We start from the raw sequence: 23905 nt of genomic DNA on the forward strand, positions 1-23905 counted from the left end.
GCGGCACCGTGACGACAGGGCTTACAGCAGCACGCGGCGCATGTCCGCCAGCACCTGGCTCAGGTAGGTGGTGAAGCGCGCGGCGGCGGCGCCGTCGATGACCCGGTGGTCGTAGCTCAGCGACAGCGGCAGCAGCAGCTTGGGCGCGAATTCCTTGCCGTTCCAGACCGGCTGGATCGACGACTTGGACACGCCCAGGATCGCCACTTCCGGCGCATTGACGATCGGGGTGAAGGCGGTGCCGCCGATGCCGCCGAGCGAGCTGATCGAGAAGCAGCCGCCGCTCATGTCGGCCGGGCCGAGCTTGCCGTCGCGCGCCTTCTTGGCCAGCTCGCCGCTCTCGCGCGCCAGCTCGACCACGCCCTTCTTGTCCACGTCGCGGATCACCGGCACCACCAGCCCGTTCGGGGTGTCGGCGGCGAAGCCGATGTGGAAGTACTTCTTCAGGGTCAGGTTCTCGCCGCTGGCATCGAGCGAGGCGTTGAACTCGGGGAACTGCTTCAGCGCCGCGGCGCTGGCCTTGAGCAGGAAGGCGAGCATGGTCAGCTTGATGCCGGCCTTCTCGTTCTCCTTGTTCAACGCCACACGCAGGGCTTCCAAGTCGGTGATGTCGGCCTGCTCGAACTGGGTGACGTGCGGGATCATCGCCCAGTTGCGCGCCAGGTTGGCGCCGGAGATCTTCTTGATCCGCGACAGCGGCTTGACCTCGACCTCGCCGAACTTGGCGAAGTCCACCTTCGGCCACGGCAGCAGGTTCAGGCCATTGCCGCCCGCGGCGGGCGCGGCACCGGCGGCGGCCGGCGCGGCGCCGGACAGCGCCGCCTTGACGTAGCGCTGCACGTCGTCCTTGGTGATGCGGCCACCCTGCTCCGAGCCGCTGACCTGGAACAGGTCCACGCCGAGCTCGCGGGCGAACACGCGCACCGCCGGGCTCGCATAGGGCACCTTCTGCGGCAGCACGCTGTCGGCGTCGAACGCCACCGGCGGGCTGCTCTGGGTAGCGGACGGTGCGGCGGCCTTGGCCGGCGCCGTGGCCTGGACCTGGGCGATTTCGCGCTGGGCCAGCTTGTCCGGCGCGGACGAGGCCGGCACCGGCTCCACGCCGCCGCCGGTCTCGGCGCTGGGCTGGACCGCGGATGCGGCCGGCGCGTCGGCATCGCTGCCGGCCACCTCGATCAGCGCCACCAGCTTGCCCTCGGACAGGCTGTCGCCGACCTTGACCTTGAGTTCCTTGACCACGCCGGCCACCGACGAGGGCACTTCCATCGTCGCCTTGTCCGACTCCAGGGTGACCAGGCCCTGATCCTTCTTGACCGTGTCGCCGACCGCGACCAGCACCTCGATCACCGGCACGTCGCTGTAGTCGCCGATGTCCGGCACCCGCGCCTCGACCACGCCGGCGGGCGCGGCCGCGGCGGGCGCCGGCTTGACCGCGCTCTGCGCGGACGCAGCAGCCGGAGCGGCGGCCTGCTGGGCCGGCGCAGGCGTGGCCTTGGCGGCCGCAGGCGCGGCGGCTGCGGCACTGGCGCCGCCCTCGGCCACTTCGATCAGCGCCACCACCTTGCCCTCGGACAGGTTGTCGCCGACCTTGACCTTGATCTCCTTGACCACGCCGGCGAACGGCGACGGCACTTCCATCGTCGCCTTGTCCGATTCCAGGGTGACCAGGCTCTGGTCCTTCTTCACCGTGTCGCCGACGGCCACCAGCACTTCGATTACCGGGACGTCGCTGTAGTCACCGATATCGGGGACAAGTGCTTCCTTGATTTCGGCCATGCGGGGAACTCCGGCAACTAATGAGGGGGAAACCCCTATTGTGGCGGCCCGCAGCCGCAGCGCCAACCTTTGGCGGGCAAAAAAGCCCGATCGCCTGCAGGGGGCGCCACTGCCGGCGGACAGTACGCCGGCGCATGTTGCGCAGCCATCGCCGGTGCACCGCCTTCACGGGGCCACGGCTAGGCTCGCCGCAGATTTCCGGAGGGCAGGCATGCGGATCCTGGTGCTGTTGATGGCGTTGGCGATGCCGCTGGTCGCCTGGTTCTCGCAACGTGGCGCGTTCGGCCCGACCAACGGCGCCATCTCCGACCGCTACCCGACCCTGATCGTCGCCGCCGGCTACGCCTTCGCGATCTGGGGTGTGATCTTCCTGCTCGACCTGGCCTTCGGCCTGTGGCAATCCAGCGCGCGGCGCCGTCGCGTCAGCGCGCTGGCGCAGGTGCGGGCGCCGGCGGCGCTGGGCTTCGCGCTGACGGCGGCGTGGATGCCGGTGTTCTCGCAGCAGCACTTCCTGCTGGCGCTGGCGGTGATCTGGACCGCGCTGGCGGCGATGCTGCTGGCCGCGCTGCGACTGTCGCGCGACCCCGCCCCCGAATCCGGCCAGACCCTGTGGGCCTGGCTGCCGCTGTCGCTGCACGCCGGCTGGCTGTCGCTGGCGGCATTCCTGAACACCGCGCAGGTGATCGTGGCCTACCGCTGGCTCTCGACCGAGCGGATGCTGCCGTGGAGCCTGGTGCTGTTCGCGCTGGCGGCGGTGCTGCTGCTGGGCATGAACCGGGCCATGCGCGGCAACCTCGCCTACGCTGCGGCGGCGCTGTGGGCGCTGGCCGCGGTCTACGTCAAACAGGCCGCCAGCACGCTGGCCGGTGCGCAGAGCGCAGCGTGGGTGGCCTTGCTGCTGGCCGCGGTGCTGGCGCTGCAGACGCTGTGGCTGCGCCTGCGCGCGCGGCGCTGATCCATGGACGCAACGCCAGCGCGCCGCCAATCACCTGTTTTTGCCACATCGCGCTGTCTCGTAAGAGTGGCTTCGGCCGGGCCAGCGCTGTCGGGATAGCCGCGTCGCGGCTGAAGCCGCCCCTGCGCGTGTGCCTCGTGCGTGATTGGAGGCACCCGTCAATCGCCAGCCATCGGCACCCGCAGCCATTGCTGCAGCGGCGACCACGCCTGCAGCAGCCGCGGCCAGGCGAACGCCGCATTGGCCGGGCTGCTGGACGGCAGCGCCAGCAGCACCAGATGCGGATCGCGCAGCGGCAGGTGCGGCTGCACGAAGCGCGCGAACGCCTGCGCCGCCGCCGCGCCATTGCAGGCGATGGCGCGCAGCTGCGGCAACTGCGCGATGCGCTCGGGCAAGGCATTGGGAATTTCGCTGCCGCGCACGATCGCCGCGTCTAGGCTGCCGCGGCGTCGGCACTGGCCGATCACATCCCACAGGCCCACGCCGGCCGCGTGCAGCGCCTGCATCCGCACTTCGGCGTCCAGTGCCGCATCGAAGCCGCACAGCGCCGCCATCAGCGGCCAGAACCGGTTGCGCGGATGCGCGTAGTAACGCGCCTGCCGCAACGACGCCGCACCGGGCATGGAGCCGAGCACAAGCACGCGGCAATCGTCGCGAATCTGCGCGGGCAGGCCCTGCAACAGTGGCTGCGTCGTCACGTCGCGCGCACCTGGATGAACAGCCAAAAGTCTTAAAACCTCGTTATTTCAAGCATCGGGCGCAAGTGCCTGAACATCGCCTGCATTCGTCCGGCGAGGGTCGGCGACGATTCATCTTCTCATCGATACGGTGTGCGCGCCCACTCCCGTGGCCCCACAAGAACAAGATGAGGAGATACCCCATGCGGTCCATTCAGATCCTGAGCCTGGCTGTCGTGTCCGCCCTTGCGTTTGCGCCCGCCGCATTCGCACAGGATGCCGATACCGCTTCCGGCAAGCATTTCTCCGTCGTCGGCAGCGCGACCCTGCTCGACCCGCATTCCAAGCCGGCGGCCGGCCTCGACGTCGATGGCGGCCCGGCGCCGACCATCAGCGCCAGCTGGCTGATCGACGACAACTGGGCGGTCGAACTGTGGGGCGCTGCCGACAAGTTCAACCACCGCGTCAAGGCCGACGGCATCGGCAAGGTCGGTACCGTCGAGCAGCAGCCGATCGCGCTGAGCGGCCAGTACCACTTCGGCCAGGCGGACAACGTGTTCCGTCCGTTCGTCGGCGTCGGTTACTACGAGTCCAACTTCAGCAACGAGAAGCTGGCTGGCCTGAACCCGGACCAGCACATCAGCCTGGACACCGCCAAGGGCGCCATCGGCACCGTCGGCGTGGACATGAACATCAACTCCACCTGGTTCGCCCGTGCCGATGCGCGCTACATGCACTCGCGTCCGGAGCTGAAGGTGGCCGGCGAAGGCACCGGCGAAGACCTGAAGCTGGATCCGTGGCTGTTCAGCTTCGGCGTCGGCGCGCGCTTCTAAGCGTTCCGTCTCCAGCGTTTGCGCAAACGGGCCCGCAAGGGCCCGTTTGTTTTTGTGCGTGCGCTGGATCGAGCGCGCGACCAGCGCAAATCGCATTGCGCGTGCACGCGGGCGCCTTCAGCGCGGCGAGCGATCGAAACCGCGGTAGCGGTCGAACCGGCGCAGGCGCCGCCGCAGCAGCCAGGCGTAGGCGCAGGCATAGCCGAGCAGCAAGGCCGCGGCGGCCAGCAGACTGGCATGACTCATCCAGCCCTCGGTCGGCCACGCCGCACCATCGGCCAGACTGCGCCAGCCTTGCCACAGTCCGGCACCGATGCGTACCGCCACGAGCGCGGTCAGACCCAAGACCAACCACAGGTTCGGCGTGTAGTGCAGCCCGTGCGGCAACGGCTCGAAGCGGGTGGCGACGATGCCGAGCGCGCCCAGCAGCGCGCCGATGCCCCAGCCGGCCAGCGCATGCGTGGCCGCACCGGGCCACCAGTGCGCGGCAATCAGGGCGAAGACCAGCAACACCACGCTGGACAGCAGCGCCGACCACAGTTGCACCGCGACCAGCCAACCGCGCGCCTGACGCCGCGCCGTGCCCACGCGAAACCGCTGCAGCAGCGACAGCGGCAACAGCACCGCGGTCACCGCCAGCGCGATCACGATCGCCAGCGGAATGGCCAGCAGCAGCGGCATGCGCGTGGCCCGATCAGAACGCCGGCAGCACCGCGCCCTGGTACTTGCGCTGGATGAAGGCCTTCACTTCCGGGCTGGTCAGCGCCTTGGCCAGCTTCTGCACGCGCGGATCGTCCTTGTTGTCGCGACGCGCGACCAGGAAGTTCACGTACGGCGAATCCTTGCTTTCGATCGCCAGCGCGTCGCGGGTCGGGTTGAGGCCGGCGTCGAGCGCGTAGTTGGTGTTGATCAGCGCCAGGTCGACCTGGTCCAGCACGCGCGGCAGCATCGCCGAATCCAGCTCGCGGAACTTCAACTGCTTGGGATTGGCGACGATGTCGCGCTGGGTGGACAGCGCATTGCTCGGGTCCTTGAGCTTGATGACCCCGGCCTTGTCCAGCAGGATCAGCGCGCGGCTGTTGTTGCTGGGATCGTTGGGGATCACCACGTCGGCGCCCTGCGGCAACGCGTCCAGCGACTTGTAGCGGCGCGAGTAGGCGCCGAACGGTTCGATGTGCACGCCGACCACGGTCACCAGGTCGCTCTTGCGGTCGCGGTTGTAGGCCTGCAGGTAGGGCTCGGTCTGGAAGTAGTTCACGTCGATCTGCTTCTGCACCACCTGGTCGTTGGGCTGCACGTAGTCGTTGAACACGCGCACGTCCAGGGTCAGGCCCTGCTGCTCCAGCATCGGCTTGACCACCTCCAGGATCTCGGCGTGCGGCACCGCAGTGGCGGCGACGCTGAGATGGTCGCCGGCGGCGCCGGCATCGGGCTTGCCGCAGCCGCCGAGCACGAGCACGGCGCTGGCGAGCAGGAGGCGAAACGGGAATCGGGTCATGGCAGGTATCCGGAGAAACGGGGGGAGTGGAGGAGCGCGACCCGCGGCCGCGATGCGTGCACGCTAGCAGACGGCCGTGCAGGCGGGGCGATCCATGCGCGCAGGAGCGGCTTCAGCCGCGACCGCTCCACCGGTCAGGGGCGCGCTGAAGCCGTTCCTACCGCGGCACGCAGAACATCAACGTCGGCTGTAGTGCGCAACCAGGCGGTCGCCGAGCATCTGCAGCGCCTGCACCAGCAGCAACAGGATCACCACGGTCACCAGGGCCACGTCGGGATGCGAGCGCTGGTACCCGTCGCGGTAGGCCAGGTCGCCGAGGCCGCCCGACCCGATCGCGCCGCCCATCGCGGTGAAGCCGATCAGGGCGATGGTGGTCACCGTGGCGCCGGCGATCAGGCCCGGCCGAGCTTCCGGCAGCAGCACCCGCGTCACCAGTTGCCAGGTGGTCGCGCCCATCGCCAGGCTGGCCTCGACCACGCCGCGGTCCACTTCGCGCAGTGCGGTCTCCACCAGCCGCGCGTAGAACGGCGCCGCGCCCACCACCAGCGGCAGGATCGCGCCGCGCACGCCCAGCGAGGTGCCCATCGCCCACAGCGTCAGCGGGATCATCGCGATCATCAGGATGATGAAGGGCACCGAGCGCAGCACGTTGATCACCAGCGCCAGGCTGCCGTACAGCAGCGGCTTCTGGTGGGTCTGGCGCGGGCCGGTCAGGAACAGCAGCACGCCTAGCGGCAGGCCGATCAGCAGGGTCAGCGGCAGCGAGCCGCCGAGCATCAGCAGCGTATCGACGGTGGCCCGTCCGATCTCGCTCCACTTGCCGGCATCGAGATTGCGGAAGAAGCCGGTGGCGGCAGTGGCGATCGGACTCATCGGCGCAGCTCCTGCACATGCACGCCGGCGGCGACGAAGGCGGCCTGCGCCGCATCCATGTCGCCGCCGACCAGGGCCACGGTCAGTTGGCCGTACGGGGTGTCCTTGATCCGGTCGATGCGCCCGGACAGGATGTTGTAGTCCACCGCGGTGGCGCGGGCGATGCGCCCGAGCAGCGGCGCGTAGGTGTCGGTGCCTAGGAAGGTCAGCCGCAGGATGCGCCCGTCCACGGCGGTGAAATCGCGGTACAGCTCGGCCTCGTCGACGTGCTCGGCCTCGGACACGAAGCGCTTGGTGGTCGGATGCTGCGGGTGCAGGAACACCTCGGTGACCGGCCCGCTCTCGACCAGATGCCCGGCATCGAGCACCGCCACGCGATCGCACACGCGGCGGATCACTTCCATCTCGTGGGTGATCAGCACGATGGTCAGACCCAGCTCGCGGTTGATCTGCGCCAACAGCGCCAGCACCGAGGCGGTGGTCTGCGGGTCCAGCGCGCTGGTGGCCTCGTCGCACAGCAGGATCCGCGGGCGCGTGGCCAGGGCGCGGGCGATGCCGACGCGCTGCTTCTGTCCGCCCGACAGCTGCGCCGGATACTTGTCGGCATGCGCGGCCAGCCCGACCCGCTCCAGCAACTCGGCCACCCGCGCGTCGATCTCCGCGCGCGGCGTGCCGGCCAGTTCCAGCGGGAAGGCGACGTTGCCGGCGACCGTACGCGAGGACAGCAGGTTGAAGTGCTGGAAGATCATGCCCACGCGCTGGCGCAGTGTGCGCAGCCCGGCGCGGTCCAGCGCGGTGACGTCCTCGCCGTCGATGATCAGGCGGCCGCCGCTGGGCTCTTCGAGCCGATTGATCAACCGGATCAGGGTCGACTTGCCGGCGCCGGAATGGCCGATGATGCCGAACACCTCGCCGGCCTCGATGCGCAGGTCGAGCGGATGCAGCGCCACGACCGGCTGGCCGGCGACGGAATAGGACTTGTGCAGGCGCTCGAACTGGATCAACGCGCGGGACCGGCAGCGACGGGGGGCGCAAAGCCTAGCAGGCCAGGATGGCGTGCGTTATTCCATTCGATTCTAACGTACGCGCGCATCGCGGGCCCTAGGGGCGTGCCTGCGGCGGCGGATGCGCCACCGCGCGGATCCGCTCGCGGTGCAGCAGGTACAGGCCGCTGGCGACGATGATCGCCCCGCCCACCCAGGTCCAGACATCGGGCAGCTTGCGCCACAGCAGCCAGTCCCAGGGGATCACCCACAGCAGGCCGCTGTACTCCAGCGGCGCGACCAGCGAGGCGTCGCCGCGGCGGAACGCCTGGGTCAGCGCCACCTGCCCCAGCGCCCCGGCCAAGCCCATGCCGGCGATCCAGCCGGTGTCGGCCGGGCGCAGCGGGGTCCACTCCGGCAACGCCAGCGCACCGGCGCCCAGCGCCATGATCAGCAGGAACCACACCACCAGCGACTGCGACGTGTCGGTGCGCGCCAGCAGGCTGACCAGCACCGAGGCGACCGCATAGGCGATGGCCGCCAGCAGCACCATCAGCCCCGGCAGCGAGACGAAGCCGTCCATGCCGGGGCGCAGCACCACCAGCACGCCGACCAGGCCGACGCCGATCGCCGCCCAGCGCCGCGGGCCCACGTATTCGCCGAGCAGCGGCACCGACAGCGCCGCCACCAGCAGCGGCGCGACGAAGTAGATGGTGTAGGCGGTGGACAGCGGCAGGCTGCGCAAGGCCCAGGCGAAGCAGCCGATCATGGCGATGCCGAGCACGCCGCGCAGCAGATGCAAGCCCCAGCGCACCGGCCAGATCGCGCGCGGCCCGGCGCTGGCCAGCACCCACACCAGCACGAACGGCAGCGAGGCGCCGCCGCGCAGCGCCGCGACCTGCAGCGCCGGATAATGCGTGCTGAGCTGCTTCATCGACGCATCCATCAGCGAGAAGAACGCGACCGCGGCGATCATCCACGCGGCGGCGGCATTGGAACGGGAGTTGGGCATCGGCGCATTATCGCCGCGATCGGCGGTGGGCGTGGTGCCGGGGCTCATCGCGTCGGGACTGAAGTCCCTCCCACATGGCTCCAGCCGGCGCACCGGCCGATGCCGCTTCTTGTGGGAGCGACTTCAGTCGCGACGCGCGGCGCCCACCAACGCACGACATTGCGCAACGCGCCGGAACCGACATCCATCCCACCCTGCACGTGCCAGCCCCTGCGACACCCGCGCTGCCACTTCCCACCTGCCGCGTCCCACTCCTCGCCCGCACGTCTTACGATAGGCATCTTTGCCGAGGACTTGCCCATGCCTTCCTTCGATATCGTGTCCGAAGTCGACAAGCACGAACTGACCAATGCCGTCGACCAGGCCAACCGCGAGCTGTCGACGCGCTTCGACTTCAAGGGCGTCGACGCCAAGTTCGAGCTGGACGACCAGGTCATCGCCCAGTCCGCGCCCAGCGACTTCCAGGTCAAGCAGATGACCGACATCCTGCGCGCGCGCCTGCTGGCCCGCGGCATCGACGTGCGCTGCCTGGAGTTCGGCGACGTGGAAACCAACCTCGCCGGCGCGCGGCAGAAGATCACGGTCAAGCAGGGCATCGAGCAGAAGCTGGGCAAGAAGATCGTGGCTACGCTCAAGGAAGCCAAGCTCAAGGTGGAAGCCCAGATCAACGGCGACAAGCTGCGGGTCAGCGGCAAGAAGCGCGACGACCTGCAGGACGCGATCGCGCTGCTGAAGAAGAGCGATTTCGAGCTGCCGCTGCAGTTCGACAATTTCCGCGACTGAAGCCGCCGCGCAAACGCCTCGCGCGTCATCGCCATGCCGGTGCGAGGGTGCAGGACGACCACCGCGTGGCGATGGTCGTTCTGCAGTCGACCGCGCGATATCGTCGCCACGCTGCGTGAGTGCACACGGCTGCGCATCGCCTCGCCTTGCAGGGCGGCACGGCAGACAGGCGATACGCCAATGTCGCGACCTGCGCATGCCGTCCGGCCTGCGCAAGCAGGCATGCCGGCATGACCAAGCGAGCGCATCCCGGCCATTGCAGCCCATGCGAAAGCGACGCACTCCGCATCGGAGCGAGACGACACCACGCAACGGCACTCCCGCCTCCGCGCCGGGACGCGGACGCCTAGCGCCGCAATTTCTTGCTAGGCACCCGCGGTGACGCCCGCGGCCAGCATTCTCCGCCCCTGCGCCACTTCGGCTTCCAGGTCGTGCGTCCAGATCCAGTCGAAGCGCTGCGCCAGCGTCTGCGCCAGCCGCGTATCGTCGGCGCCGGCCTGCGGATCGCGCAGTTCGTACAGCTCGCCGGCCTCGCGCGAGGTGCGCTGCACGCGGCAGGCGCGCGGCAGGCGCAGGCGCTCGTAGACCTGCAGCAGGGCCGGCAGATCGCCGCGCGTCAGGCCAGGCGTGGCCAGCAGTTGCGCCAGCAGATAGGCATCCTCCAGGCCCTGCCCGGCGCCGGCGCCCTGGTGCGGCAGCATCGCGTGCGCGGCATCGCCGATCAGCGCCAGCCGCCCATGCACATAGCCGGGCAGCTCGGCCAGATCGTGCAGCGCCCAGTGCGTGGGCGTGTCGATGCACTCCAGCAGCGTACGCGCCGCCTCGCCCCAGTGCGCGAACGCCTCCAGCATCTCGCGGCGGCTGGCCTCGCGTACCCAGGCCTGGCCAGCGCGCCATTGCGGTGCCGGCTCGCTGCGGTCGGAGACGAAGGCGACCACGTTGATCAGCCTTCCCTGCTTCACCGGGAAGGTCAGGATGTGCGCGTCCAGGCCCAGCAACATCTGCGGCACGTCGACCAGGTGCGCGTCCACGCCGCGGGCGGCGAAAGCGGCACGTAGCCGCGCGGCGTCGATCAGGCCGCGATAGGCGCAGGTGCCGGTGAAACGCGGTTCGGCCGGTGCATGGCCGAGCGCACGCAGCACTTCGCCGCGCATGGCGGACTTGATGCCGTCGGCGGCGATCAGCACGTCGCCTTCGTACTGGCTGCCGTCGGCGAAGCGCACGCGCGCCACGTCGGCGTCCTGCTCCACGGCGACTGCGCGTTTGCCGAACCTGGCCAGCCCGAACGGCAGGCGGGTAGCCAACGCATCGAGGAAGTCGGCGCGGTGCACCGACGACTGGCCGACGCCGGGCGCCAGGGTCTGGCCCAGCAGCCGCGCGTCCTCGCCGCGGCGCCATTCGAACCAGACGTCCTGCCATGGGGCGGGGGTGCGGTCGGCGAGTTCGGCATAGGGCTCGCCCATGCCCAGGCCGGCCAGCGCGCGTACCGCATTGGGGCCGAACGAGACGCCGGCGCCGATTTCGCCGAAGGCCGGCGCCGATTCGAACAGTTGCACGTCGAGATGGCGGTGCCGGCACAGGCCCAGGGCCAGACCGACGCCGGCGATGCCGCCGCCGACGATGCCGATGCGCAGGGGGGATGCAGGATTCATCTGGAGTCTCCGGTGGGGAATGTCAGTCGCGGCCAGCCAGCAGGATTTTCTCGGCCAGCAGCGCAGGCGCGCTGAAACACACTTCGTGGCTGCCCGGCAGGCTGACCAGACGGTAGCCGCCCAGGCGCGCGCTCAGCCGCGGATGCCAGCCGTACTCGCCCGGCGGCAATGCCACATCGTCGGTGGCATAGAGCCAGCTGCGCGGGATCTGCAGCTCGTGGAAACGCTTGAGCGGTACCGCGTCGAAATGGCTGCGCGCGGGGGTCGGACTCAACTGCGCGTACGCCTGCTGCGCCTGCGCCAGATCGGCGTCGCCGATGAAGCCGTCGCGCCAGATCGGAAACGGCAGCATGATGCCGCCGTCGGCATCGACCGCGTTCTTCCACAGCGCCTGGTAATGCGGCGGCAACAGGTCGAACAGCGCCTCGCCGTCGCGCAGCACGAAGGCGTTGTGGAAGATCAGCCGCTTGCAGCGCTCCGGCTCCTCCTCGGCCAGGCGTTGCACGATGCTGCCGCCCCAGCTGTGGCCGAGCACGACCAGGTCGCGCAGGTCGTGGCGGCGCACGTAGTCCACCACCGAGGCCACGCAGTCGGCGTGCGAGACGCGCTTGTCGGCGCCCACGCCATGCCCGGCGATGGTCGGTGCGTGCACCTGCACGCCGTGCGCGCGCAGATGGGCGGCGACGCCGTCCCAGGCGTGGCCGTCGTGCCAGGAACCGTGCAGCAACAGATAGGTTTGCATGGGGTCGTCTCCGTGTGGCTCAGCGGAAGGTCCAGCCGAGGCCGAAAGTGAGATAGGTGAGGTCGCGGGTCCCGGCCTGCACGCCGCCGCTGGCGACCGAACCGCCCGGTGCGTGGGTGACGCTGCCGGTCAGCGACAGCTGCGGCGACAGCCGCCAGGTCGCGCCAAGCGCGTAGTGGCTGTACTGCGCCAGCGGCGCCAGCACGGCCAACTGCGCCTGGCTGTCGGGGATCAGGCGGCTGCCGCGGGAATAGCCGGCCCGCAGCGACCAGGCATCGTTGAGGCGGTAGTCGGCCCCCAGGCGGAACACGCGCTGGCTACGCCAGCCGAAGCCCGGACCGTTCGGATCGCCGAACGCGCCGCCCTCATCGACGCGATTGCCGTAGGAGCGCTCGCCGGCCCAGTCGATCCACAGCCAGTCGGCCGCCACGGTCAGCGCATCGCTGGCCTGCCAGGCCAGACCGACACCGGCCTGCTGCGGCATGTTCAGACGGCCTTCCGGCAGCAGCGCACGGTAGCGCTGCATCTGGCCGAAGCGGATGCGGCTGGACCAGGTGACGCCGGCGCTCAGGCGCGGCGCGAGCTGGCCGTACCAGCCCACGGCGACACCGTACCCGTAGGCCGCATCGGCCCCGGCCGACTGGAAGCCGACCCCCTCCAGGCCGGCGACGTGCAAGCGCTGGTAGGCCAGCCGCGGCGAGATGCCCAGGTACTGGTGCTCGCCCACGCGCCAGGCCAGGGTCGGCGCGAACACCACCTGCTGCAGCTTGGACAGGGTGTTGTGGCTGCCATACACCGGAGCGCCGTAGTCCAGCGCGACGCCGTGGCCGAACACCGACACCCCCAGGCTCAGGTCGTCGTTGAGTTGATGGTTGTAGCCGGCGGTGGGCACCGGAACCAGCGCATCGTCGCCGTAGCGGTTGGGGCCGACCTGCGCGCGCACCGGCGCCGCGATCAAGGTGAGGTCGGCGTCCATGCGGTCGCCGACCGCGCCCATGCCGGCCGGGTTGTTGGCGGACGCCGCCGCGTCCAGCGGCAACGCGATCGAGGTGCCGGCCAGGCCCTGGGTCTGCGCGCCGTAGCCGGGCAAGGCGACGCCGTTGTTGGCGGCGGCACCACCCGAAACCGCCGCCACGGTCCACAGCAGCGTGGTCCAGCGTGGCGTGCCCTGTCGTTGCGCCCTGCGGCGCATTGGATGTGCGAACTGCTGCATGATCGAGCCCTCCCTCCGAGCCGATGCGTGGGTGCGGCCGCCGACCGGCGGCACGCGGGGTCCGCACTGCCGTCGTGACGACCGGCAGCGCGGGATGTTGGAAACGGCACTCATCCTTTGTGCACGCGTCGGCCGACACGGCGACGCGGTACGACGCGAACGCAAGACCGTGCGCGCAACCGGTACGGACGCTCGCGACGATCGAAGCAGGAGACGACTGACCTCGGCGATGCATCCATGCGTCCGACACTGCCCCGCATCACACCAGGCGTCCAAGACCATGTCAGTCTCGTTTCATACCCTGCTGGTATGTTCATCGCGCGATGCGCGCTAGCACTGGATCTTCCGCGATGCAACATGCGCGTTCGATGGCGTGCATGCCGACGCAGCGGCAGCGTCGTCGCAGGCGCACGCCCGCATCGCTTGCGCAAACGCCAACGCCTGGACGCGCACGCACACGCGCTCTGCGCCGCCTCGGCGAGCTTGCGCATGCCAGTGTCTGCATGCCACTGGACACCCCGCGCGCCGCAGCGCACAGACAGCCAGGCACGCGCAGCGCAGCGGCGCGCGGCGCTACACGGCACGGGCTTCATCGGGCGGCGGTGCGGTCCGGCAACGCAAGGAGGGCAACGCAGACACCGCTCGGGCGCTGCACTGCGGCGCAGCCTGGCACGCGCGCCGGCCTCCCGCGTCTCGGCCGAGGCAGGCAGGATGCCGGCGAACGCGCACGGCGAGGGCGCGATCAAAAAAAACGGCACCGGCATCGCCCACGGCAGCGTGTGGCGACGTCGGTGCCGAGGCAGGCGCGACGCCTGCTGCGGGGACACGCGCGACGGCAGCGCCGTCGCCAGCGCAAGGCTCAGCTGGCCATGCGCAGGATCGGCTTGAGGGTGATGCCGCTGCTGCTGTCGGCGGCGGCCTGGTTGATGTCGCTCAACGGATAGAACTTCACCAGCTTGTCGAACGGGAAGCGGCCCTGCTGGTACAGCGTCACCAGTTGCGGAATGAACACCTGCGGCACGCTGTCGCCCTCGACGATGCCGCGGATGCTGCGTCCGCCCAGCAGCAGGTTGTTGACGTCGAAACCGGCCATGGTGCCGAGCTTGGGTGCGCCGACCACGCCGATCGTGCCCAGGCTGGCCAACGCTTCGATGCCCGCCTCCAGCAACTGCGGACGCCCGGTGGATTCGAGCGCGAAGTCGGCGCCGCCGCCGGTGATCGCGCGCACCGCTTCCACCAGATCGCCTTCGCGGTTGTCGATCACGTGCGTGGCGCCCAGTTCCTTGGCCAGCGCCAGCCGCGACGGCACCACGTCCACGGCGATGATGCAGGCGGCGCCGGCCACGTGCGCGGCCATCACCGCGCTGAGTCCGACCGCACCGGCGCCGATCGCAACGAAGCTGCTGCCAGGGCGCACCTTCAGCGCATTGATCACCGCGCCGGCTCCGGTCTGGATGCCGCAGCCCAGCGGGCCGAGCAGTTCCAGCGGCGCCTCGCGCGACACCCTGATCGCATTGTTCTCGCGCGCCAGCGCATAGGTGGCGAACGAGGACTGGGCGAAGAAGTGGTCGTGCAGCGGCTGCCCGTGCAGATCCTCGATGGCGGTATGGCCATGCGCGTCGGCACCGCCGAAGTTGCGCGGGAAGAACTCCTGGCAATACGCGGCATGCCCGCCATCGCAGGGATTGCAGTGGCCGCAGGCGCCATAGGTGAGCACCACGTGGTCGCCGACCTGCAGGCTCTTGACGTTGGGACCCAGCGCTTCGACCACGCCGGCGCCCTCATGGCCGAGCACCGCCGGCAGCGGCACCGGGTAGTACTGATCGCGCACGATCAGGTCGGTGTGGCACAGGCCGGTGGCCACCACCCGCACCAGCACCTCGTCGTCCTGCGGCGCGCGGATGCGCGCCTGCTCGATGGTGAAGGGCTGTTGCGGCGCGTGCGCGACCGCCACGGTGATCTCGCGTTTATCGGTTGCTGCGTTCATCGCACTGTCTCCTGGGGTTCAAAGCGGATAGGCGGGCGCTGCGCCCTTGACGGTCAACCACTGCCACTGGGTGAACTCTTCCAGGTTCGCCGGGCCACCGATGCTGCTGCCGTTGCCGGAGGCGCCGACGCCGCCGAACGGATTGACCACCTCGTCGTTGACGGTCTGGTCGTTGATGTGCAGCAGGCCGGTGCGCAACTGCTCGCCCAGCGCCATTGCGCGGCCGACGTCGGCCGACAGCACCGCCATCGACAGCCCGTACTCGGTGTCGTTGGCCAGGGCGACGGCCTCGGCATCGGTGTCGAACGGCACCACCACCGCCACCGGAGCGAAGATCTCCTCGCGGAAGGCCGGGTTGTCGGGGGTGACGTCGCTGAGCACGGTGGGCTCGAAGAACAGGTCGCGGTAGCCGCCGCCGGCGGCGACGGTGGCACCGGCCTCGCGCGCGGCCGCGACCAGGCGCGCTGCGTGATCGCGCTGGGTCGCATCGATCAACGGGCCGAGCGCGACCTCGCCGCTGGCCGGGTCGCCGACGCTCAGGCTCCTGGCCTTGGCCGCCAGCCGCTCGACGAACTGCGGGTAGAGTGCGCGCTGCACCAGCACGCGGCCGGCGGACATGCAGATCTGGCCCTGGTGCAGATACGCGCCCCAGGCGGTGTTGGCGATCGCCAGATCCAGGTCGGCATCGTCGAGCACGATCAGCGAGTTCTTGCCGCCCAGTTCCAGCGACACCTTCTTCAGATGACGGCTGGCCGCCTCGCCGACCTTGCGCCCGGCCGCGGTGGAACCGGTGAACTGGATCATCGCCACGTGCGGATCGGCGGTCAGTGCGGCGCCGGCGCCGCCATCGCCGGGCAGCACGTGCAGCACGCCGGCCGGCAGGCCGGCCAGTTCGAACAGCCGCGCGATGACCGCGCCGCCGCAGATCGCGGTGCGCGGATCGGGCTTGAGCACCACCGCGTTGCCCAGCGCCAGCGCCGGCGCCACCGCGCGCATGGCCAGGTACAGCGGGAAATTGAACGGCGCGATGACGCCGACCACGCCCAGCGGACGGCGCCGCGCCAGACTCAGGCGCCCCGCCGCGGAGGGCAGCACCTCGCCGGCGCTGCGCGACGGCAGCGCCGCCGCTTCGTGCAGGGCGGTGGCGCACAGGGCCGCTTCGAAGCCGGCCTTGCCTTGGGTGGAACCGCTCTCGCGCACCAGCCAATCGGCGATCTCCTGCTGGAACCGCTCGGCCAGTTGCGCGGCCTGGCGCAGTACCTGCGCGCGTTGCGCATACGGCGCCGCGGCCCAGCCGCGTTGCGCCTGCGCAGCGGCGGCGGCCGAGACCGCGACCTGCGCCGGGCCAGCCAGGCCGACGCGGCCGAGCTGCTCTCCGCTGGCCGGCGCGATCGCCTCCGCGCTCTCGGTGGCGGCCTGCCACTGACCGGTGAAAAGCGCTCCGTGCCAAAAATCGTGCTGCAGCAAAAGCGTATCGTTCATGCGGGTGTTCTCCTGGGAATCGGGGTTGCCGGTCATGCCAGTCGCGCGCTCAGGAAGGCGGCGGCATGTTCGATGGCGCGCACGGCGGCCGGCAGCACGCCGGCCATTTCGACGAAGCCGTGCACCATGCCCGGCAGTTCGACGTACTCCACCGCCACCCCGGCCGTGCGCAGGGCATCGGCGTAGTGGCGGCCGTCGTCGCGCAGCACGTCGCAGGCGGCGGTGTAGATCAAGGCCGGTGGCAGTCCGCGCAGATCGGCCGCGCGCAGCGGCGACAGCCGGCTGTCGCTGGGGTCGTACTCGGCCACGAACGGCGCCGACATCGCCTGCATCACCGCCAGCGTCAGCGGCGGCACATGCGCGTTCTCGTGGCGCGCCGCAAAGTCCTGCGATGCCGGCGACAGATCCGTACTCGGATAGAACAGCGCCTGCGCGCGCAGCGCCACCGCACTGCCGCGCAACTGCTGACAGGCCACCGCCGCCAGACTGCCGCCGGCGCTGTCGCCGGCCACGGCCAGGCGGCCGGCATCCAGGCCCAGCTCGCCGGCGTGCGCCGCCAGCCAGGCGATCGCCGCGACCACGTCCTGCGGGCCGGCCGGGGCCGGATGTTCCGGCGCCAGCCGGTAGTCCACCGCCACCACCGCGCACGCGGCCGCCTGCGCCAGGCGCCGGCAGACCGGATCGTGGGTGTCCAGATCGCCGGCACTCCAGCCGCCGCCGTGCAGATAGACGATGGCCGCGGTGGCCTGCGGCGCGCTGACCGGCCGATACAGGCGCAGCGGGATCGGACCGGCCGGCCCCGTGGCGGTCAGCGCACGGACCTCGGCCACCGGCAACGGCGTGCCGCCGAGCAGCGCGCCGATCTGACCGTAGGCCTGGCGCAGCTGCGGGATCGGCAGGGTCTCCAGCGGGGGCGCGCCGCTGGCGGCCATGCCTTGCAACACCGCCAGCACGTCCGGCGCCAGCCGCGAAGGGTCGAAGAGAGGGGACTGCATGGCGTTCGCTCCAGGAAAGGACAGAGGTGAGGACACGGGGGTCAGTGGGCGCCGCCGGTGCGTGGCGACAGGCCGCGGCGACGCGCGCACGGCGGGCCGGGCGGGTGGATCATCCCTGGTCGCCGCCGCCCACCGGCAGCACCGTCCCGGTGATGTAGGAAGCCTCGTCCGAGGCCAGGAACAGGATCGCCGCGGCCTGCTCGTCGAGCGTGCCGTAGCGTTTCATCAGGCTCGATTCCACGGTCTGCGCGACGATCTGCTGATACCAGGCCTGCGCCTGCGCGCTCTGCGCATCGGCATTGCGCGGCACCCGTCGCGGCGGCGCCTCGGTACCGCCCGGGGCGACCGCGTTGACGCGGATGCCATGCGCGGCGTGCTCGAACGCCAGGCACGCGGTCAGCGCGTTGACCCCGCCCTTGGCCGCGCCGTACGGCACGCGATGGATGCTGCGGGTGGCGATGGAGGAGACGTTGACGATCGCCCCACCGCCCTGCGCGATCATGTACGGCAGCGCCGCGCGGCATCCCCACAGCGCCGGGAACAACGAGCGCCGCACCTCGGCCTCGATCTGCGCCGGGGTGTATTCCTGGTACGGCTGCGCCCAGATGGTGCCGCCGACGTTGTTCACCAGCACGTCGATGCGGCCCATCTGCGCCTGCGCGAACTGCATCGCCCGCGCGTTCTCCTCGTAGTGTTCCAGGTCGGCCACCAGCGTGGCGACTTCGGCCGGCGCCAGTGCCTGGGACAGTTCGGCGACATGGGCGGCGCGGTCCACCAGCACCAGCCGTGCGCCCTCGGCGGCGGCACGCTCGGCCACGCGCAGGCCGATGCCCTGCGCCGCGCCGGTGACCACCACCACCTTGCCGGCGAAACGCGCGCTCATGCGGCCCGTTCCTGCACCGGCGCCACGGCGCTGGGGGTGAACTTCTCGTAGTGGAAGGCGGCCGGAACCAGCCCGATGCCGGAAAAATGCGTGCGCACCGCTTCGACCATCGGCGGCGGTCCGCACAGGTACACGTCCACGTCGCCGCCGTGCAGGGCGTGCGCAGGCAGGTGCTCGGTGACGTAGCCGGTGCGCGGATGCGCCGCCGCCGGATCGACCACGCAGGTATCGAACGTGAACCAGTCGGCCTGCTCGGCCAGCGCCTGCAGGCGCTCCAGCAGCACCAGGTCGGCGCCGCGGGTCACGCCGTACATCAGATGCACCGGATGCGCGCAGCCGCTGGCCTGCAATTGCGCCAGCATCGACAGGAACGGCGCCAGGCCGGTGCCGCCGGCCAGCAACAGCAGCGGCCGGGTGATCTCGCGCAGGTAGAAGCTGCCCAGCGGGCCGTTGAGGTCCAGGACCTGTCCCGGCGTGGCCGCGTCCAGGTAGGCGCTCATCAGGCCGCCGGGGACGCGCCGGATCAGGAAGGTCAGCGTGGACGCACCCGGCGCGGAACTGAAGGAATACGCGCGCAACTGGCCGCTGCCGGGCACGGCGATGTTGACGTACTGGCCGGGCAGGAAGGCCGGCGCCGGGCCGATCGTCTCCAGGGTCAGTTCCAGCGCGGCGTCGGCATGCGCGACCACCGCCGCCACCGTGGCCTGGAAGTGCACGCTCCCGGTCTTGCAGGCGAGCGAGGTCGCCGGCACCGCCACGGCGCAGTCCGACTGCGGCCGCATCTGGCAGGTCAGGACCATGCCGGCGGCGGCTTCATCGGCGCTGAGCGCGTCCTCGATGTAGTCCTCGCCCAGATCGTAGCGCCCACGTTCGGCGCGGCACTTGCAGGTGCCGCACACGCCGTCGGCGCAATCCATCGGCAGGTTGATGCGCTGGCGGAAGGCGGCGTCGAGCACCGTCTCGCCGTCGTTGCAGTCGATGAAGCGGGTGATGCCGTCTTCGAAATTCAGCGCGATGCGATAGGACATGGCGGTTGCTCGCAGGTGCGTGCCGATCAGACGTGGTAGACGTCGACGACCTGGCGGATGTAATCGTTCTTCAGCACGATGGTCTTGCGCGCGATGCGCAGCGCGTCGTCCTGCCGGCGCAGGGTCAGCGTCACCGTGCCGAAGAATTGGTCGGTGACCTTGTAGCGATGGCTGAGCGTGTGGAAGTTGTGCCGCACCTCGATGTCCTGCCCGTGCTCGGACAGCACCTCGATGTTGCTCAGGTTGTGGCTGGTGCGCGGCTCCGGCGTGGAGGCGCCGGAGCGCTCGGTCTTGATGCGGAACACGCGGTCCTCCAGCCCGGAGCGATCGGCGTAGTAGATCAGCGAGATCTGCGACTGCGGATCGTCGGTGAGGCGGTCGTCGTCGTCCCAGGCCGGCATCCAGTACACCGCGTCCTCGGCGTACAGGGTCAGCCACTCGTCCCACTGGCGGTCGTCGAGCAGGCGCGCCTCGCGGTACAGGAAGGCGCAGATGGTCTGGTAGTCGGTGCTCATGCCGTACCCTCGCGTTCGCGTGCGATCGCCTCGCGCATCGCCTCCGCCCAGTACGCGTGCTGGCGCACGAACAGGCCTTCGTCCTCGCTGCGCTCGCCCGACAGCAGCGGCGCCAGTCCCATCCGCCGCGCATTCTCGTCGGGGCCGTCGATCCACAACGGCGCGCCGCGGCTGAGATCGTTCCACGGCGCCGCGCCGGCGGCGTAGCCGGCCTGGCACGCGCGGAACTCCTCCAGGTCGTCGGCGGTGCCCATCCCCGAGACGTTGAAGAAATCCTCGTATTGGCGGATGCGCAGCGCACGGTCGCGCGCGCTTTCGCCCTTGGGCGCGAAGCAGAAGATGCTGACCTCGGTCTTGTCCACGTCCAGCGGCCTGACCACGCGGATCTGCGTGGAGAACTGGTCCATCAGGAACAGGTTCGGATACAGACACAGGTTGCGCGTCTGCTCGACGATGAACGCGGCGCGGTCGGCGCCCAGGCGCTGCGCCAGTTCCTCGCGCTGCGCGTACACCGGGCGCACTTCCGGGTTCATGGTCTTGGTCCACAGCAGGATGTGGCCGTTCTCGAAGCCGTACACGCCGGCGACGCTCTTGCTCCAGCTGCCGGCATCGACCGCCGGGGTGCCTTCCTGCTTGCGCCGGCTCATGGTGGCGGCGTAATTCCAGTGCACGGTGCTGACGTGGTAGCCGTCGCAGCCGTTCTCCATCTGCAGCTTCCAGTTGCCGTCGTAGACATAGGACGAGTTGCCGCGCAGCACTTCCAGCCCCTGCGGCGCCTGATCGACGATCTGGTCGATGATGATCCGGGTCTGCCCCAGGAACTCGTGCAGTGGCGCCACGTCCTCGCGCAGGCTGCCGAACAGGAAGCCGCGGTAGCTCTCGAAGCGCGGCACGCGCTTGAGATCGTGGCTGCCGTCCTGGCCGAACTGCGGCGGGTACTGGGTGGTCTTCTCGTCCTTGACCTTGAGCAGCTTGCCGGTATTGGAGAAGGTCCAGCCATGGAACGGACAGGTGAAGCTGCCCTTGTTGCCGTGCTTGCGCCGGCACAGCATCGCGCCGCGATGCGCGCAGACGTTGATGACCGCGTGCAGTTCGCCGTGCTTGTCGCGGGTGATCACCACCGGCTGACGGCCGATGTAGGTGCTGTAGTAGTCGTTCGGCGCGGGGATCTGGCTCTCGTGCGCCAGATAGATCCAGTTGCCCTCGAACAGATGCTTCATTTCCAGTTCGAACAGATCGGCGCTGGTGAAGATCTCGCGACGGCAGCGGAACTGTCCCGCGGCGGGATCGTCCTGCACGGCATTGGCGAGCAGGGTGTCGAGCGCGGCCGCAGGGTCGATGACGGCAGACATGGGGGTGTCTCCTGTGAGAATGGCGGCGGCCTGCGTTGGCAACCGCAGGCAGCGGCAGTGACCGGCACGGGGCGACGCGCAGCGTGCCCCGTGACGCGGCGGAAACTAGGCGGCGACGCGGCGGCGCAGCGGATTGGCCTGGTTGTCCACGCCTTCCACCAGTGCGGTGAGGCGGAAATCGAACTGGATCTCGGCAAACGGGCCGCTCAGGCCGTTGGCCTGGATGCTGGCCTCGTCGCTGCGTTCCACCAGATCCGGCACCAGGCCATCGCGGGTGGCGTAGGCGAAGTCGTCGTTGACCAGCGGGTCGCCGGCGATGTTGATCTGCGTGGTCAGCTTGCGGTGGCCGTCGGCGCCGACGAAGAAGTGGATGTGCGCCGGACGCTGGCCATGGCGGCCGAGCGCGAACAGCAGGCGTTCGGTCGGGCTGCCCGGCGGCACGCCGTAGCCCTTGGGCACGATGCTCTGGAAACGGTACTGGCCGTTGTCGTCGGCGACGATGGTGCGGCGCATGTTGAACGGCGCCTGCTTGCCGGTGGGATCGAAGTGCGAATAGAAACCGCGCGTGTCGCAGTGCCACACCTCCACCGTGGCGCCGGGCAGCGGGCGGCCGTCGGCGGCGTACACGGTGCCGTGCATGATCAGCGGATGGCCGTTTTCGTCGCTGCCGTCGTCGAGCCGGGCGAAGCCGTGCGCCACCGGCGCGCCGGCCACGTACAGCGGTCCTTCGATGGTCCGCGGCGTCGGATTGTCGATGCCCAGTTGCGCGTCGATGGCGTCCAGGCGCAGATCCAGGAAGTGGTCCAGGCCCAGCCCGGGCGAGATCAGCCCGGCCTGCCCTGCCGCGCCCAGGTCGTTGAGCCAGGCGATCGCGCTCCAGTACTCGTCGGGCGTGACATCCAGATCGTCGATGGCCTTGAACAGGTCCGACAGCACGCGATGCACGATCCGTTTCACACGCGCGTCGCCGGCCGTCTGCTCCAGGCCGCTGACCGTGCGCAGGAACGCCTGCACCTCCGGGGTCTCGAAAATCTTGACGCTCATCGTCTGGTTCCTTCTCTGCTCATGGTTGCGTTGGCTGCCTTGAGACGTTCCCCTCCCGAGGAAGCGCCCGTGGTGCGGGACTAGCGATCGTCCTCGTACAGCGACGAGGGATGGCGGCACAGCGGGGTGACCGCGATGCGCATGTAGGGAAACAACGGCAGCGACAGCAGCAGCGCGTGCAGTTCGGCGTTGTCGGCCACGTCGAAGATGCTGACGTTGGCGTACTGCCCGACCACCCGCCAGATATGGCGCCACTGGCCGCTGCGCTGCAGCTGCTGGAAACGCGCCTTTTCGTCGCGCTTGAGCTGCTCGGCACGCTCGGGCGGCATGTCGCCGGGCAGGTTCACTTCCATGCTCACGTGAAACAACATGTTCATTCCTCCACGCCGGTAGCCACCGGCATCACGATGCGGCGGCGATCGCGGCGCAGCGCGTCCACCCGTGCCTCGTCCAGGGCGATGCCCAGGCCTGGTCCGCACGGCAAGTGCAGTTGGAAATCCTCGTAGCGCAGCGGCTCGGCGAGGATCTCCTCGGTCAGCAACAAGGGACCGAACAGCTCGGTGCCCCATTGCAGGTTGGCGAAGGTGGCGAAGGCATGGGCCGAAGCGATCGTGCCGATCGCCCCTTCCAGCATCGTCCCGCCGTACAGGCCGATGCCGGCGGCATCGGCGATGGCCGCGACCTTCTGCGCGGCGTACAGGCCGCCGGACTGCTCGATCTTCACGGCGAACACGTCGGCCGCGCCGCGTCGCGCCGCCTCGAAGGCGCTTTCCGGGCCGCTCAGCATCTCATCGGCCATCAGCGCGATCGGGAAGCGCCGCATCAGCCGCCGCATCGCCGCCAGCGACGCCACCGGCTGTTCGACCAGTTCGCAGCCGGCGTCGGCCAGCGCCGGCAGCGCGCGCACCGCCTCGGTCTCGCTCCAGGCCATGTTCACGTCCACGCGCACCGCGGCGCGCGCGCCCAGCGCGCGCTTGATCGCGGCCACGTGCGCCACGTCCTCGGCCACCGCTCGCGTGCCGATCTTCAGCTTGAACACGTTGTGCCTGCGCGCGTCGAGCATGCGCTCGGCCTCGTCGATGTCGCGCGCGGTGTCGCCGGAGGCCAGGGTCCACGCCACCGGCAGGCGCTGGCGCTGGCGCCCGCCCAGCAGTTCGGACACAGGCAGTCCGACGCGCTTGCCCTGCGCGTCCAGCAGCGCGGTCTCGATCGCGCACTTGGCGAAATGGTTCCCCTTGACCATGCTGCCGACACGCTGCATCAGCGCCTGCACCGCACTGGCGTCGGCACCGACCAGCAGCGGCGCGATGTAGCGGTCAATCGCCAGTTGCATCCCCTCCGGGCTCTCCGCGCCGTAGGCCAGCCCGGCGATGGTGGTGCCCTCGCCCAGCCCGACGATGCCGTCGCTGCAATGCACGCGTACCAGCATCAGGGTCTGTCCGCGCATGGTCGCCATCGACAGGCGATGCGGGCGGATCGTGGGCAGGTCGAGCAGCAGCGTCTCGACGCGTTCGATGTTCGGAGCGATGGCGGCGTGGTCGCGTGGCATGGCGCCGATTCTTGGCCCGGCACGGCACTGCCGTCCAAGACTGAATGCAGCACCATTTCATACCCTGAAGATA

The 23905-nt window shown here is 70.0% G+C and carries 23 protein-coding genes; 3 read left to right on the forward strand and 20 right to left on the reverse strand.

Annotated features, from left to right (window positions below; translation table 11 throughout):
* Nucleotides 1–21: 21 nt before the first annotated feature.
* On the reverse strand, nucleotides 22–1776 hold the full coding sequence (gene aceF, locus CEK65_RS14600) for a dihydrolipoyllysine-residue acetyltransferase (protein WP_152182186.1): 1755 nt from the start codon (nucleotides 1774–1776) through the stop codon (nucleotides 22–24).
* A gap of 211 nt (nucleotides 1777–1987) precedes the next feature.
* Between aceF and CEK65_RS14605 the strand changes: the two genes are divergently transcribed.
* Entirely contained in the window at nucleotides 1988–2731 is a 744-nt protein-coding gene (locus CEK65_RS14605) for a hypothetical protein (RefSeq protein WP_152182187.1), read from the forward strand.
* Nucleotides 2732–2889: 158 nt separating this feature from the next.
* On the opposite strand, the gene CEK65_RS14610 is transcribed toward CEK65_RS14605, so the two are convergent.
* A complete protein-coding gene (locus CEK65_RS14610) occupies nucleotides 2890–3429 on the reverse strand; it encodes a DNA-deoxyinosine glycosylase (RefSeq protein ID WP_152182188.1) in 540 nt (179 codons plus the stop codon).
* 182 nt (nucleotides 3430–3611) lie between these two features.
* Here CEK65_RS14610 and CEK65_RS14615 point away from each other — a divergent pair, with 182 nt between their 5' ends.
* Nucleotides 3612–4241, forward strand: coding sequence for an OmpW family outer membrane protein (locus tag CEK65_RS14615; RefSeq protein ID WP_017907486.1), 630 nt, complete (start codon nucleotides 3612–3614; stop codon nucleotides 4239–4241).
* Between the two features lie 117 nt (nucleotides 4242–4358).
* On the opposite strand, the gene CEK65_RS14620 is transcribed toward CEK65_RS14615, so the two are convergent.
* The 5 genes from CEK65_RS14620 to CEK65_RS14640 form a co-directional block, all read right to left on the reverse strand.
* Nucleotides 4359–4922 (reverse strand): DUF1453 domain-containing protein, encoded by a 564-nt coding sequence (locus CEK65_RS14620; RefSeq protein ID WP_148827998.1) that lies wholly within the window; start codon nucleotides 4920–4922, stop codon nucleotides 4359–4361.
* Nucleotides 4923–4935: 13 nt separating this feature from the next.
* Nucleotides 4936–5739 carry a MetQ/NlpA family ABC transporter substrate-binding protein gene (locus CEK65_RS14625; RefSeq protein WP_017907484.1) on the reverse strand — a complete coding sequence of 268 codons (804 nt, stop codon included), beginning with the start codon at nucleotides 5737–5739 and terminating at the stop codon, nucleotides 4936–4938.
* A 177-nt stretch (nucleotides 5740–5916) separates the two neighbouring features.
* The gene (locus CEK65_RS14630) at nucleotides 5917–6612 is read right to left on the reverse strand and encodes a methionine ABC transporter permease (protein ID WP_152182189.1); all 696 of its coding nucleotides are present in this window, start codon (nucleotides 6610–6612) and stop codon (nucleotides 5917–5919) included.
* Entirely contained in the window at nucleotides 6609–7616 is a 1008-nt protein-coding gene (locus CEK65_RS14635; protein WP_017907482.1) for a methionine ABC transporter ATP-binding protein, read from the reverse strand. The genes CEK65_RS14630 and CEK65_RS14635 overlap by 4 nt, the downstream gene beginning before the upstream one ends.
* A 97-nt stretch (nucleotides 7617–7713) precedes the next feature.
* The gene (locus CEK65_RS14640; RefSeq protein ID WP_152182190.1) at nucleotides 7714–8607 is read right to left on the reverse strand and encodes a DMT family transporter; all 894 of its coding nucleotides are present in this window, start codon (nucleotides 8605–8607) and stop codon (nucleotides 7714–7716) included.
* A gap of 300 nt (nucleotides 8608–8907) precedes the next feature.
* Here CEK65_RS14640 and CEK65_RS14645 point away from each other — a divergent pair, with 300 nt between their 5' ends.
* Nucleotides 8908–9390, forward strand: coding sequence for a YajQ family cyclic di-GMP-binding protein (locus tag CEK65_RS14645; protein ID WP_152182191.1), 483 nt, complete (start codon nucleotides 8908–8910; stop codon nucleotides 9388–9390).
* A 365-nt stretch (nucleotides 9391–9755) separates the two neighbouring features.
* Here CEK65_RS14645 and salA read toward each other — a convergent pair whose 3' ends face one another.
* The 13 genes from salA to CEK65_RS14710 all read right to left on the reverse strand — a co-directional run bounded on the left by salA (nucleotide 9756) and on the right by CEK65_RS14710 (nucleotide 23832).
* Nucleotides 9756–11042, reverse strand: coding sequence for a salicylate 1-monooxygenase (gene salA, locus CEK65_RS14650; RefSeq protein ID WP_043093397.1), 1287 nt, complete (start codon nucleotides 11040–11042; stop codon nucleotides 9756–9758).
* 22 nt (nucleotides 11043–11064) lie between these two features.
* Nucleotides 11065–11784, reverse strand: coding sequence for an alpha/beta hydrolase (locus CEK65_RS14655; RefSeq protein WP_017915018.1), 720 nt, complete (start codon nucleotides 11782–11784; stop codon nucleotides 11065–11067).
* A 19-nt stretch (nucleotides 11785–11803) separates the two neighbouring features.
* Nucleotides 11804–12997 (reverse strand): outer membrane protein transport protein, encoded by a 1194-nt coding sequence (locus CEK65_RS14660; RefSeq protein ID WP_017913079.1) that lies wholly within the window; start codon nucleotides 12995–12997, stop codon nucleotides 11804–11806.
* Nucleotides 12998–13856: 859 nt separating this feature from the next.
* Entirely contained in the window at nucleotides 13857–14984 is a 1128-nt protein-coding gene (locus CEK65_RS14665) for an NAD(P)-dependent alcohol dehydrogenase (RefSeq protein WP_017913080.1), read from the reverse strand.
* Between the two features lie 18 nt (nucleotides 14985–15002).
* Nucleotides 15003–16466, reverse strand: a complete 1464-nt coding sequence (locus tag CEK65_RS14670) for a benzaldehyde dehydrogenase (protein ID WP_148828001.1) — start codon at nucleotides 16464–16466, stop codon at nucleotides 15003–15005.
* Between the two features lie 32 nt (nucleotides 16467–16498).
* Nucleotides 16499–17461, reverse strand: coding sequence for an alpha/beta hydrolase (locus CEK65_RS14675; RefSeq protein WP_017908782.1), 963 nt, complete (start codon nucleotides 17459–17461; stop codon nucleotides 16499–16501).
* Between the two features lie 109 nt (nucleotides 17462–17570).
* Nucleotides 17571–18344 (reverse strand): 1,6-dihydroxycyclohexa-2,4-diene-1-carboxylate dehydrogenase, encoded by a 774-nt coding sequence (locus CEK65_RS14680; RefSeq protein WP_017908781.1) that lies wholly within the window; start codon nucleotides 18342–18344, stop codon nucleotides 17571–17573.
* Entirely contained in the window at nucleotides 18341–19372 is a 1032-nt protein-coding gene (gene benC / locus CEK65_RS14685; RefSeq protein WP_043093402.1) for a benzoate 1,2-dioxygenase electron transfer component BenC, read from the reverse strand. The genes CEK65_RS14680 and benC overlap by 4 nt, the downstream gene beginning before the upstream one ends.
* Before the next feature lie 26 nt (nucleotides 19373–19398).
* Nucleotides 19399–19887, reverse strand: coding sequence for a benzoate 1,2-dioxygenase small subunit (gene benB, locus CEK65_RS14690; RefSeq protein ID WP_017908779.1), 489 nt, complete (start codon nucleotides 19885–19887; stop codon nucleotides 19399–19401).
* Entirely contained in the window at nucleotides 19884–21239 is a 1356-nt protein-coding gene (locus tag CEK65_RS14695) for a Rieske 2Fe-2S domain-containing protein (RefSeq protein WP_152182192.1), read from the reverse strand. Before CEK65_RS14695 ends, benB begins: the two co-directional genes overlap by 4 nt.
* A gap of 105 nt (nucleotides 21240–21344) precedes the next feature.
* On the reverse strand, nucleotides 21345–22283 hold the full coding sequence (gene catA, locus CEK65_RS14700; protein ID WP_017914954.1) for a catechol 1,2-dioxygenase: 939 nt from the start codon (nucleotides 22281–22283) through the stop codon (nucleotides 21345–21347).
* Nucleotides 22284–22363: 80 nt separating this feature from the next.
* On the reverse strand, nucleotides 22364–22654 hold the full coding sequence (gene catC, locus CEK65_RS14705; RefSeq protein ID WP_043095268.1) for a muconolactone Delta-isomerase: 291 nt from the start codon (nucleotides 22652–22654) through the stop codon (nucleotides 22364–22366).
* A 2-nt stretch (nucleotides 22655–22656) separates the two neighbouring features.
* A complete protein-coding gene (locus CEK65_RS14710; RefSeq protein ID WP_152182193.1) occupies nucleotides 22657–23832 on the reverse strand; it encodes a muconate/chloromuconate family cycloisomerase in 1176 nt (391 codons plus the stop codon).
* Between the last annotated feature and the right edge of the window lie 73 nt (nucleotides 23833–23905).

The sequence above is a fragment of the Xanthomonas sp. LMG 12459 genome, from assembly GCF_009192905.1.
Classification (GTDB): Bacteria; Pseudomonadota; Gammaproteobacteria; order Xanthomonadales; family Xanthomonadaceae; genus Xanthomonas_A; species Xanthomonas_A sontii.